Annotated in this window: 10 protein-coding genes; 4 read left to right on the forward strand and 6 right to left on the reverse strand. The window is 59.9% G+C overall.

Annotation, left to right across the window (positions count from 1 at the left end; translation table 11 throughout):
• The first annotated feature begins 15 nt into the window (after positions 1-15).
• Entirely contained in the window at positions 16-1,842 is a 1,827-nt protein-coding gene (gene glmS, locus C41B8_RS08470; RefSeq protein ID WP_037336573.1) for a glutamine--fructose-6-phosphate transaminase (isomerizing), read from the forward strand.
• A gap of 227 nt (positions 1,843-2,069) precedes the next feature.
• Here the strand turns inward: glmS and C41B8_RS08475 are convergent, their stop codons facing one another.
• Genes C41B8_RS08475 through C41B8_RS08490 form a run of 4 tightly spaced genes read right to left on the reverse strand, consistent with a single transcriptional unit; the run spans position 2,070 to position 8,926 of the window.
• Positions 2,070-3,302 (reverse strand): Wadjet anti-phage system protein JetD domain-containing protein, encoded by a 1,233-nt coding sequence (locus tag C41B8_RS08475; RefSeq protein WP_037336575.1) that lies wholly within the window; start codon positions 3,300-3,302, stop codon positions 2,070-2,072.
• On the reverse strand, positions 3,299-6,859 hold the full coding sequence (locus C41B8_RS08480) for an SbcC/MukB-like Walker B domain-containing protein (protein ID WP_037336576.1): 3,561 nt from the start codon (positions 6,857-6,859) through the stop codon (positions 3,299-3,301). The genes C41B8_RS08475 and C41B8_RS08480 overlap by 4 nt, the downstream gene beginning before the upstream one ends.
• A complete protein-coding gene (locus C41B8_RS19555; protein WP_051883287.1) occupies positions 6,846-7,553 on the reverse strand; it encodes a DUF4194 domain-containing protein in 708 nt (235 codons plus the stop codon). The genes C41B8_RS08480 and C41B8_RS19555 overlap by 14 nt, the downstream gene beginning before the upstream one ends.
• Complete coding sequence (locus tag C41B8_RS08490) at positions 7,550-8,926, reverse strand: Wadjet anti-phage system protein JetA family protein (protein ID WP_232226020.1); 1,377 nt, start codon at positions 8,924-8,926, stop codon at positions 7,550-7,552. Before C41B8_RS08490 ends, C41B8_RS19555 begins: the two co-directional genes overlap by 4 nt.
• A 614-nt stretch (positions 8,927-9,540) precedes the next feature.
• Here C41B8_RS08490 and C41B8_RS20445 point away from each other — a divergent pair.
• A complete protein-coding gene (locus C41B8_RS20445) occupies positions 9,541-10,677 on the forward strand; it encodes a hypothetical protein (RefSeq protein ID WP_037336580.1) in 1,137 nt (378 codons plus the stop codon).
• Position 10,678: 1 nt separating this feature from the next.
• Here the strand turns inward: C41B8_RS20445 and C41B8_RS08500 are convergent, their stop codons facing one another.
• A complete protein-coding gene (locus tag C41B8_RS08500) occupies positions 10,679-11,548 on the reverse strand; it encodes a WYL domain-containing protein (protein WP_037336581.1) in 870 nt (289 codons plus the stop codon).
• Positions 11,549-11,665: 117 nt separating this feature from the next.
• Here C41B8_RS08500 and C41B8_RS08505 point away from each other — a divergent pair, with 117 nt between their 5' ends.
• Positions 11,666-11,929: a DUF3892 domain-containing protein gene (locus C41B8_RS08505; RefSeq protein WP_037336583.1), complete on the forward strand. Its 264-nt coding sequence runs from the start codon at positions 11,666-11,668 to the stop codon at positions 11,927-11,929.
• A gap of 16 nt (positions 11,930-11,945) precedes the next feature.
• Positions 11,946-12,179, forward strand: coding sequence for a DUF2188 domain-containing protein (locus tag C41B8_RS08510; protein ID WP_037336585.1), 234 nt, complete (start codon positions 11,946-11,948; stop codon positions 12,177-12,179).
• 227 nt (positions 12,180-12,406) lie between these two features.
• On the opposite strand, the gene C41B8_RS20855 is transcribed toward C41B8_RS08510, so the two are convergent.
• The coding region (locus C41B8_RS20855; RefSeq protein WP_232226021.1) for a hypothetical protein at positions 12,407-12,592 on the reverse strand (186 nt) is incomplete at its 5' end.

The raw sequence follows: 12,592 nt of genomic DNA on the forward strand, positions 1-12,592 counted from the left end.
AGAGGCAAATAGTTTATGTGCGGAATCGTAGGCGCCAGTGCGCAGCGTGAGGTTGCGCCGATCCTGCTTGAAGGGCTGCGACGACTGGAATATCGCGGATACGACTCCGCCGGTATGGCGCTGGTCGACCATGGCCGGATCGAGCGTACGCGAGCCGTGGGCAAGGTGGCGGCACTCGCCGAGCGGCTGGGTGAGCACAACCCGGGTACGCTTGGCATTGCCCATACGCGCTGGGCCACTCACGGCGGCGTCAACGAGGCGAATGCCCATCCGCATGTTTCGAACGGCCGCGTGGCGGTGGTGCATAACGGCATCATCGAAAATCACGAAGCACTCCGATCGCGGCTGCGTGACGCCGGTTATCAGTTCGACTCCGAGACCGATACCGAAGTCGTCGCCCATCTGATCGACAGCTATCGTGCCGACGGGAGCTCGCTTGCCGAGGCCGTGCGTCGCGCCGTGGCCGAGTTGCACGGGGCCTATGCCCTGGCCGTCGTCGCTGCCGACGATCCCGAAACACTCGTTGCCACGCGTCGCGGTTCGCCGCTGGTCCTGGGCGTGGGGATTGGCGAACACTTCGTGGCCTCCGACGTGGCGGCTCTGCTGCCCGTGACGCGACGTTTCGTCTATCTCGAAGAAGGCGACATGGTCACGCTCACCCCGGACTATTTCGAGGTCACCGATGCCGACGGGCGCGTGCTCGATCGGCCTGTGCAGGAATCGGTCCTTTCGATCGAGGCGACCGAGAAGGGTGCCTATCGCCACTTCATGCTCAAGGAAATCCACGAGCAGCCGCGCGCCCTCACCGATACCTGGCAAGGGCGCCTATCCGACAACAACGTGCTCGCCTCCAGTATCGGTCCAGAAGCCGAAGCGCTGCTGGCCCGCGTGGAAGCAGTGCATATCGTGGCCTGCGGCACCAGCAGCCATGCCGGCATGGTCGCGCGTTACTGGATCGAGGCCGAAGCGCGCCTGCCCTGTAATGTGGAGCTGGCCAGTGAATATCGCTATCGCGACCCGGTCGTGCCTCGGAACTGTTTGTTTGTCACGCTGAGCCAGTCGGGCGAGACGGCCGACACGTTGGCCGCGCTGCGTTATGCCAAGAGCCTTGGTGAAGGCGCGGGTTATCTGGCGACGCTAGCCATCTGCAACAAGCCGGAAACCTCGCTCACGCGCGAATCCGACCTCATCATGATGACCCGTGCCGGTCCCGAGATCGGCGTGGCCTCGACCAAAGCCTTCACCACCCAACTGATGTGCCTGCGGATGCTGACCGCCATGATCGGTCGTGGCCCGGATCGCGCCGAGCGCGTAGTGGGCGATATCCGTGGCGTGGGGTCTGCGGTTGAGCGTGTACTTGAGCTCGATTCGGCCATCAGCCATCTTGCGGAGCATTTCGTCGACAAGCAGCACGCCCTGTTCCTCGGCCGCGGCCCCATGTATCCCATCGCCATGGAAGGCGCTCTCAAGCTCAAGGAGATCTCCTACCTCCACGCCGAGGCTTACGCCGCCGGCGAACTCAAGCATGGCCCGCTCGCCCTGGTCGACGAAGACATGCCGGTGGTGGCCGTCGCGCCGAACAACGAATGGCTGGAAAAAGTGAAATCCAACCTGCAGGAAGTTCGCGCCCGCGGTGGCAAGCTCTACGTCTTTGCGGACGAAAACTCCGGCCTTGAGACCGAACCCGGCATCACCGTCCTGGATATGCCGCACGTACCCGATACCGTTGCCCCCATCGCCTACACGATCCCGCTGCAGCTACTGGCCTATCACGTGGCCGTGGCCAAGGGGACAGATGTGGATCAGCCCAGAAATCTTGCCAAGTCGGTGACTGTGGAGTAGTAACAGTTCTTATTTTTTTCGTTTAAAAAAAATAAGTTGAGTCTATATAAAGTTTGAGCCGCAATCGGATTGTTTGATTAATAAGTATACTTCACGACCAATTTTTAAAGTCTGTAGCGGAGCTTCCCGTAATCAGGCGGATCGAGAGGAGCTGCGACAGGCGTTTCGTCATGTCGCGGTCGAATCAGGCTCTCCGGCCGTCTAACACACTCGGCCTCGGTGTCAGTTCAGAACGGCGTCCGTGGGCTTATTGCCTCTTGCTCGACCATGCTTGGCATTTCTCTGATACCGGTGGCCACTTCACACCAACCTAGCTCCTCGGCCATTGCGACCATTCTGCGTATTTGACGATAGCTACCGGGGGCTTGGCGAACCGTCTCGGGCAAGCGACATGGGTCCATTAGCCAAGGTCTGAGAATGCGTTCCGGCATGGACTCTTCGGCAATCGAGGCCGCAACGATTTTCGCGATTCGCAGGCCGCCCTCGTCGATATCGCCCCAATGCCAGAAGCGCGTGTGGTTACTGCAGCATTTAGCGATGCAGCGAAGAGCGCGTCGTAACGACGGCGACGGCATCCCCGCCGTATATATCACCATTGCATCGGTGAATTCGTTCAAGCCGCGACTGACCTCATTGAATGTCGTGAGGTTTTCGATTGTGAGCACATGGTCTGGGGCTGGGCCGTCGATCCGGGCCAGCTGGTCGGGTGCAATGCCCAGGTAAGGTGGCGTGAGTGTGATGCGCTGACCATTTGTCAGCACCAACGTCCCGCGCCCGCCGATCAGCAAGGTTTGCGGGTGTTTCACTAGCCCGATACGGGGTAGCACCGCTTCGACTTCGCTCACGGGCGGCTCGTCGCCGCGGGTGAGCTCATCGAGAATCGGTACCAAGGCGTTCTCGATGTGTTTGGTGTCGCCGAACATGTCGGCGCTGAGCCGTCGGACCGGCGTCTCCACGGCGGCATCGGTCGCCTGTCGGACTCGGTCCAGCACGCGACAGGCCTCGACCAGCCGCTCTGCATCGCGCGGACCGAGGTTGCGAACCTTCGTGTTGCGCACCCAAGCCGCACGGATCGCGTCGACTGCGGGTTGCCCACGCCAAGGGGTGCTGAGCTGCATGGCCCGTTCGATATGCACCCACTGTGGCGTGACGTTGAGAAACGAGGCCAGCGCCTCGATATTCGAGAGCACAATCCTGCTGATCTGCCCAAAGCGTCCGGCGGCAGAATCCCACTCGATACGAAGCGCCCCGGCGCGCTCGGCCTCCCGGATCTCGGCATGTACCCGTTCGAGCTCCTCGCTGGAGTCCAGTTCGATATATTCCGGCAGCTTGGCTTCGCTGAAGACCACAGTGATCGCGGATGCGGCTACCGTATCGCCAGCGGCCGTCCGGATGCGGCGTCGTGTGCCGGCATCCAGCAGTTTTGAGAGAGCCTTGTGCGCGATCGCGTGGCTAGTCATTGAGTGGTTTGACGACTTTGTTCGTTTTCGACGCGGCGCGTCTCCACCTCAAGCAAGTCCGGCTGCTGGTGTGGATCATCGCTCGCTAAGAGCTCGCGAGCCGCACTCTTGACATGGGTGATGTGCATCCAAGGGGTGGTGCCTTCGCGTCCGATATCCATAACCGTGTCGCAGGTCGCGCTGATCTTGCTGCGATCGGTTTCCGGGGCCGCCATGATCAATTGCAGACCGCGCTGGGAGAGGAACTCCACAGCCGCGGTCGAGTTCTGTTGATCCATGCTATAGAAGGCTTCGTCGAGCAGCATCAGGCCGCCGCCGTCATCTTCAGCTTCATCGAGGCGGTAGGCGCGGGCCAGCGACGCGCCGGCGATCACGTAGAACGGCGTGCGATGCTCGCCGCCCGAGCCGCCACCGGTGCGGTTGCTCAGCAGGTTCACGATCTTGTCATTGACCCGGATTTCGAGGTCGAAGGCATAGAACTCCCGGTAGTCGGTGAGCACCGTAGGCGCGGTGTCGTCGCTCAGCAGGCCCTGCTCGGCCATCTCGATAAGGCGCTCCATGGCCGCATGCGCCGACGCGCCCGCTTCTTCATCGCCGAAGGGCAGCTCGTCTTCGCCGGCCTGGCCAACATGTTCGATAAAGCGTCGCAGGTCGGCGTGTTCTGGTCGGGCCTTGTAACTGAATTGGTAGCGCTCGCCTTGGGAAAAGGGTTTGCAGCTCTTGAGCATGCGATTCATTTCGTGCAATCGCGTCTTCATGAGCTGCATTTGCTCGTTGAGCTTGTAGGCGATATCGCGTCGGAACGCATTCTTGGCCTCGGTTAGCGCCGAATCGGCCCGCGCCTTCTGATCGACCAGTTTTGAGGACTCTAGGATTTGCTTCTCGCGGCGTGCCCAATGCATACAGGCTTGCCATGCTGTTGGCCACGATTTCAGCGCCTCATCCGAATCGGCGGAAAAATCGTCATCCAAGGCGTCTTCAGCTTCCGGGCGCCAGCCCGTGCGCAGCGGTGGACAGTCCATTTCGGTACGAGCGGTGTAGCCCAATAATTCATCTCGCGCCTCGGTCACCGCTCGATCGTGGACGCCCTGGGCATGGGCCGCGAGCTCCCTTGCCCGCGCGGCATGGTCGGTCTCGCCGCCCGGACGAGTCGGGGCCTGCACGTTGCCGAGCTCGGTGTCGATACGCTGACGTTCGCTGTCGGCGAGTTGGGCATCAAAGAATGGTTCAGCCTGAGCCTGATCCACCATACGCTGACATTCTTGGCGCGCTGAGACGCACGTCTGGACTCGCTCGTTGGTGTGCTTGATATTCGCTTCGGCCACGGATGCCTCTTTCTGTGCTTCCTGAAGCTGCTTGTCGACGGTATCGAGCTCCTTCTTCTTGGCGTCGCGACGTTCGCGTAGCTCTTGTGCCGACTGCGATGGGGCGGCCGAGAGCCGGTCTTCGAGCAGCCGCAGTTCCTCGGTGTCGCTGCTGAACTGTTCCAAATCCTGGAGCACCTCGGCTTTGGCCTGATCCGATGTGCCGCTTTCGATCTGATCGATCAGGCGCGAGAGCCTCCGTTCGGCTTGTTCGGCCTCGCTGAAGATCGTGTGGAGGCGTGATATCTCGCGAGTTGCCTCGGCGAGTTCCTCTTCGTCGACGCGGACACCGATACGCAGCTGACCCTTGGGGGGAAGACGTTTGCGGGCGGTGCCACCGCCGGAGGAGACCATCCCGTCCTGACTCAGTGCCCGGGTGTGGCGTGATAGATCCGCCTCGCCGATGGCGAAGCGTACGTTACGCATGCTTGCGCGCACGTAGGCGAGCGCGATCCAGTTGTCGGACTCGATCAGGCGAGCGACGTCATCGGGGCCGGGTGTCCGGTCGCGATGCTGCTGCAGATGTCGTGGCTGGGCCACACGCACGTCGTATATGGCCTCGTGGGCAGGCACTTCGCGTATGGCACGCACCGCTTCGGCCTCCCGATCGTCGTGCACAACAAAGTCTTCGAGTTGGCCACCCAGGTAGGCTTCGATGGCCGGCTGCCAGGCCGGATCCGTCACCCGCAGCAGACTGCAGATCGGCGAAGCGGGAATGCCTTTGTCACGAAACAGGTTCGCCGCGCGGCTACTGTTATGTCCGAGTAGGCTGCCACTGGACTCCATGGCCGCCAACCGCTCTTTTGCCTCCTTGAGTCGGCTTTGTGCATCCTGGCGCTTACTCGTCGCATCGCCCAGATCGGCACGCAGCGTCTTGATTGAAGTCTTGAGCAGACCGGCTGCATCCACGACATGTTCGAGCAGCCGGTCGCGATTGGTGTTCTCTAGATCGGTACGCGCGTCGTGGAGACCCCGCGCGACCCTACGGAGTCGGCTGCGATGCTCGTCGTTGCTCTCGTGCTGCGCCAGATGCGTGAGCCCTTCGGCTTGAGCGCGAAGGCGGACGTTGATTTGCTCCTGGGTTCGCTTGCAGTTGCGGCGGGCGCGTTCGGCGTCCTTTTCATCTTTGGCCCGATCAGCCAACTCCGGGCGTGTTCGGCACTCTTGATCAAGAGCCTCGAACTCTGGTCGGATGGTGCCGAGCTTGAGTTCGGCCTGCCCGGCGTGTTTATTGGCGGCTTCGAACGTGTCCGCGTGAAGGGTGAGTTGGTCCTGGGCGTCGGACTCGGCCTCTGCCGCCGCCTCATAGTCATATTCCGCTGCCAGACCCATCAGCGATGCATGTCTTTCAATCGCTCGCTCGGCGCGGCCGTAGCGTTCCTCGATGCGGCCGAGTTCCTCGATGTTTTGTCGGGTGCTGGCGATCAGCGCACGCAGTTCGTTGAACTGCTGGATCTGGATACCGAACTCGGCTACGTCGATATCCCCTGTGGGCACGATATGTTGGCGCACGAACTTATCCACGCCGTCGATATCGCGAAGCTGCAGGGCTTTGGTAAAGGCCCGTAGGTAGCTACGCTCGTCGATGCGGGCACGGCCTGAGCCAAGCTGCGTGAGCAGGGCCTTCACATAGGCTTCGGCGCCATCCTTCACAATAAGCGTGCGTCCGGCATCGCGGCAGCGCTTGTTCGCGCGTGCCTCGAAGTCTTTCCAGGCGAGTGGCAGCTCGCCGGCGGCTGTGTATTCGGTCAGGTCATTGGCTTCCAGCGCCACGCCGGGCAACAAGAAGAGGCCGTGCACCGTATGATCGGATTGGCTTTGGCTGGCCGATGCGCAAATGCCGGCGGTGAAAGGCGTCTCGCGCTTGGTGTCCCAGAAGGTCAGCGTGATGTAAGAGTAAGCGGCTTCGTCGCGTACCAGGACCTCGTCGACACTGCCGTCTTGGCTCTTGGATTCCAGCGTGCCGAGCAAATAGCTACGAATCGTGCGCTTCGAGGCCGACGAGGATGACGACTGCGCGTTGAAACTGCGGTAGTTGCCGTGCCCGCCTGTCATGACCAGCTGTATGGCGTCCAGGATCGTCGATTTACCCGAGCCGTTGTCGCCGAGGATGGCAGTATTCCCGGCGATTTCGATCTGCTCTTTCTCGTACACATGGAACTGCACGAGATTGATGCGGCTAAGTCGTTTCATCGTTGGCCTCTCGAATCAGTCCGTCATGGGATTCGTCATCGAGATCTGAGGCCTCGTCAGACATCTCGCTTTCATCGGGCGGCTCGTGTGTGTTCGTACCCTGGGCGGCGGCATGCGCCTGGAGCTGGGCGAGTGCCCGCTCGTCCAGCAGGAACTCGATGCCTGGCAGGATCTCGATACCGAAAGGCTGGTCATCCTGCGGGTCGGCTTGACAGCGCTTGGCGACGCCGAACTGACGCATTCGATCAATGTGACGTTCGAGCATCTGTCGCTTGTCCGTGGGCGGCGCCCGACCAGTGCTTTCTTGAAAGATATCGGCGAATTCGGCCAAAGGCACGAATACATGGCCTGCCTGATCCTCGCCAGCTTGGCGATGCAGGTGATAGATCTTGCGTAACACCAGTGCGACCAGCGTCTCGGTCAAGGTCAGTCGGATCGTGGACGCGCTCAACGGACGCGCGGCGCAGTAGGCTGGGTTGTCGCTGACATGCAATTCCATGCCGAGCAGTTCGCAGACCTGACGAAAATGGGCGGCGTACTGCTTGACTAGCCGATAGTGCGTACGCTGGCGCGGCTCGCTGTCGTAGAGCACCTGCTCCGTGACCAGCCGGTAAGCAGCCGCCTCCAAATCTTGTTCTTCAGTGCTATCGTGGTCGGTCAGTACGTCGCGCCAGTGGCGAATCTTGTCCTTCATTTTCGGGCAGTCCTACGGATCGTGACGCGCGGCGCGCGCACGTATGCGTTGTCGATTGGGTTATCCGCGTCGATAGCCAGCTCCAGGCCTGGCAGGGCAACCCTTCGCTGGGTGGGCCCGCCGGCAACGCCACTGGTGTGGTGGACCGTTTGAGTAGTGCCCTGATTGAGTGCGGCCACACGAGGCAAGGTAAGAAACACGCAAAGGTTGTTCACGGTCTCGATGGGCAGCTCGTCGCTTGATAGTTCGTCGTCGTCGCCGAGCGCCATTTCCAAGTAGTGGCTCACGGTGGCGGGATCGGTTCGGCGGTGGTCGCTCATCGCCTTGCGCAGATTGTTCAGTGCGATCTGGCGGGGGCTGATCTCGCGCTTTTTCAGAGTCCGGCGTTGCGGTGGCCGACGCGGTGTACTCGGTGTGGCCAAAGTGGCTTCACTCAGCCCGATACCGGCGGCCAGTGGCGCTTCGATCCACGTGGCCGGCTCGGCGTGGCCGCCCGCCGCACTCGAAACGATCTCGATGCTGCGATCTATGACCCGATCGAAGTTCTGGCGTGTGCGCATCGTGTATTGAATGTACGACATCGCTTGCCGATTAGCCGTAGCCACGACGCGGTTGAGCCGATCCAGATGCTCCTCGATACGTTCGAAGATGTCGTAGCGCCGGAAGTCGCGATCAAGCGCCTGCTCGGGCGTCAGCCGCCCCCACTTCTGTTGGCGATACCAGGACAGTAGTTGAGCCCGTTTTTCTTCGTTGATCTTGAGTTCGAGCACTAGATCGAGAATCTCGCGACGCCGGCGTAAAGGGTGGTTAGTGGTGCGCAGGTCCGAGTAGTCCGCAATATAGATCTGCTCGATATAGCTATTGAAGAACGCTTCGACGTAGGTGCCGGCCTCGTCAATATCGCGCAGGCTCGACATGAGCTCGCTGACTTGGGTGCGTGTCGCCGCGACGCCGTTGACTAGATCGCGTACGAGTTTGGCCGTCTCGAAGAAGGCGTCTGCTTGGCCGGCCGGGTCGTCGACGATGTTCTTGAGCGTGCCGTAGATGACCTGGACCTTCCCGCCGATGAAGCGCGGTCCGCGTTCGGTGAACTCGAGTAGCATCTGCAGGAACTGAGCGACGTCCGGGCGCATCTCGATGGTGCGGTTGAGCACCACCCGAGTTTCCACAAACCAGCCGCAGTCGATGAGATAAGCGAGCGTATTGTTCGCGCGCACATTAACTGGGGTGTCGTGCGTAATGCCCTCCTCCTCGGCCCAGTCCGCCTCATGCGCGAGATAACGTTCGATCGGTGGCACGAGATCGTGTTTGAGGTAATAGCCCGACTCGGGCAGTTCGGCTTCCGCCGAGAAGTGATCCTCATAGAGACGCACGATCACGTCCCAATAAATGCGACGGTTCGTAGCCCCCAACGGTTTGAACAGGTCGGGAGGTAAGCGATCAAATAAAGTTGTTGGCTCGCGCGTCTCCGCCATCTGCTTCCCCACTAATCAAGTCTTCCATTAACGCTTCACAATCAATAAATGGCGTTCTATGTAGCACCAGTGATCGCCGGCGACGCGCTGACAATAAGGTCCATGTATTTCGATTGAACGCCAAGCTTGTCCTCACGATCAGCCCGTCCAGAGGAAGCAGGTGAGCATGTTGGTCGCTCAAGCATAAAGGGAGATATCGCGTGCGATTCTGTTTTCTTTAGCCCTTCATGTTTCATAGCTCGGAGCTGCCGGATTCGGCCAACTCGCGCGACAATATTCATCGCAAGCGCTTTAGGCCCATAGCGGCGGTTGGTGTTTCGGGCACGGTAGGTCCCCAACATGCGCGCGCTCAGAATCGGGGTTAATCAACCGATTCGGTGATGAGCTAGCACTTTGCCATAGGCTCGGCTATTACTGGTCTTCTTGAGCCGTCTTTTCGTAGTGCCGCAACCGTGCCATCGGATATTTACGTGACGCGTACAGAGCTATACGACCTCGTGTGGTCGGAGCCCATGTCGCAGCTTGCGCGCCGGTTCGGCATTTCAGATGTCGGGCTTGCCAAGACCTGTCGTCGCCACGAAGTGCCCTGGCCGCCACGGGGCTACTGGGCCAAAAAGCGCAGTGGTCGCAAAACAGTGCAGACGAAGCTCGTACCCGTTTCCGACCCTTACCTCGAACATACCGGCCTACGTCTCAAAGGCCCCGTTGAACGCGAGGTTCCTGTGCCGGTTGATCCTCGCGTCGCATTCGAGAAAGACAAAGCCAACGCGATTGTCGTGTCGGCGCAGCTGAGTGAACTCCATCCGCTGGCTCAGCGGGCCCTTGCCTCTTTGCAAGCGGCGAAATCCGGCGAGAACGGGCTGCGCCGGCCGCGCGCCAAGCAGGCCTTGGACATAGCCGTCTCGGAAACGCAGATCGCACGTAGTGTGCGGCTCATGAGCGCCCTCATTACCGCACTCGAGGCTCGCGAGCTCAAGGTCGAAGTCGTCAAGAGTTCGTCTGATCAGAGCAGGACTGCAATATCGGTTGATGGGCAAACGTTGTATATCTCCTTGATCGAAAAAGTTCGGCGCGAGGATCACGTTCCAACGCCCAAGGAAGCCGCTGCTATCAAAAGGGATCCCCACTATCGATGGCGTCTGCCGAACCACGACTACATTCCGACAGGCATGCTCACTCTTTCGGTGGATAACGCGTGCTATGGCGTCTTCCAGAGAACATGGAGCGATACACCCCGCCAACGTCTCGAAGACCGGCTGAACAAATTTGTCATCGCGCTATACGGCATTGCTGAAGCGAACCGTCTTCAGGAGGAGCGACGAGCACGCGAGCAGCGTGAGCGCGAAGAACAGGCTCGGCTTGCTGAGCTCAAACGGAAATCCGAAGCGCTCGAAAAAGCGCGTATCGATGACCTCAGCGAACGCCTCGCGCTTTGGCAGGAAGCTGCGAAGATCCGTCAGTTCGCCGCAGCGGTGGAAACCAGCCATGCCGCCGGTGCGCTCGCTGACCAATCGGCGGACGACCTCAAGCAATGGCTCAATTGGGCGAGGCGATATGCGGATGCCATCGACCCATGCATGCATCCGCGGCATCCCTATCAGGAGGAGCCACCCAACCCAAATCGTTGGGGCGGCCCGCCGTGGCGCTAGCCTAGAAGCTACCGCGTGGCATGTCTTCAGGATTCAAGAGCACTATCTGCTGCGCCTTCGGGCTGCGACGCTCGGCGTCTTCGTCAAGCCGTAGCATTCTCAAAAGGTAGAAAACCATCGAAGCACGGACCGTGATCTCGGCAACGCCGTCACGCATGCCGTATTCCCAGGCAATAGCCGTCTTCTGCGCGTCGGTAAGTTGTTCGTGCGGGGCGATCCGGACAGTGATGGTTTTATGCCACGCCTCATCGGCTGCCGGGTCGATGCTTGACGCTTTGCGATCGCCTGTTTTGACGATGCGCGCCACCACGTAGTCGCGAAACATCTCGTGTTGGTGAGAGTACGCTCGGACGTGCCATCGCAGGCCGTCGTAACCCAGGGCGTGCGGGCTGAGCCATCGGGTCGTTGGGGCCGGACGGTTCATGGATTGATAATCCACCTCGACCATGTCACCACGACAAATAGCCTGTACCACAGTTCGCAGAATCGCCGGGCTGATCCGGCGGTGGGGTGAAGGCAGGACGGCATAAGGTGGCGGTGAGCCAATCCAGTTCGATCCGTCATGCCCGGTCGTCGTACCGAGGCCAAGCAGCGCATCCGTATAGGCCTCTGCGCGATCTGAAACCAGGATTGGCGAAAACGCCTCCGATCTGATGTAGCACTTGCCATTCCGGTCGTACGTGATGTTGTCCGGCGCCCGCTCCTTGTAATGCTGTATATCGGCGGATGCCTGCTGCGGTGAGATGCCGAAAAAGTCGACCAGGTCGGATCGGTTCATCTCGCCATCCCAGAGCAAACGGAACTCGATGAAAGCCAGTCGGCGTTCCGGCCCCCATCGGCCAGCACTCGAATTAGAACGGGGTTCAGCCAAGACATCGCTCCTTGCGTCTAGTTACTTGATGCATCCATTAAGTAGTAGTATATTGAAAATGTCTCGTTTCCGTTCTAACGGAGACGACAGTTAAGTGCGATATCAGGAGATAGAACAATGGCAGATCGACAAGTGACACATTCGGGCAAGGACCGCGACGGCGACATCACGAAGCTTTGCAAACCCGGTGAGAGTTGGACCCCGCGCACGAAAAGCGACGCGATCAATGATATCGAGAGCAAGACGCATACCTACTTTGTGCGTCAGCAGGGCGGTCAGCGTGTGGATATCGAAGTCGTCAACGGGTCGAGCGGGAAATATCTGCGTACGGACCGTGACAAAACGACGAAGAACAACCTCGACGATCTGCCCGACTGCTAACCGGAGGCATCGATTCATGACGAGCAAGAAACGCAATATGCATGTCGTTCCGCATCCGGACGGTGGCTGGGCCACGAGACGCGAAGGCGCTGAGCGCGTTAGCGAACGTTACGACACGCAACAGCAAGCAATCGACGCCGGGCGTCCGGCGGCCAAGCGGGATCATGTGGAGTTCTTCGTTCACGGGCGAGATGGTCAGATCCGTGAGCGCGATAGCTACGGCAACGATCCGTTTCCGCCGAGAGGGTAGTGTCGCTTCGCGTGAGAGCTGAGCGATTTCGGTAGTGACGTCGTGGCTGGAGAGCTGCTTGGTTTGTCGCACCGGCTCAATAGGTGCCAGCGTTGGCGACTCAATTCTTTCGGTGTTCAAAGATAGGTGAGCAAATGGCCCTGTTCTTTCTCAGTTATGACCTGCGTAAACAGAAAAATTATCAATCACTCTACGATGAACTGGCAGCGTTTAATGCCGTACGCGTCCTAGAATCCACCTGGTGCTTCAACCGTATGGATACGAACTGCGCCGGGCTGCGTAGCCATTTTAAGCAGTTTATTGATTCCGACGATGGTCTTTGCTTGAGTGAAATAGCCGACTGGGCAACATACGGTAATCCCCCCATTTTTAACGCGAGCCAAAAGTGGAGCTAAGCGGCCATTGCGAGCTTC

Origin of the sequence: Salinisphaera hydrothermalis C41B8, from assembly GCF_000732535.1 — a bacterium.
In the GTDB taxonomy this organism is placed as follows: domain Bacteria; phylum Pseudomonadota; class Gammaproteobacteria; order Nevskiales; family Salinisphaeraceae; genus Salinisphaera; species Salinisphaera hydrothermalis.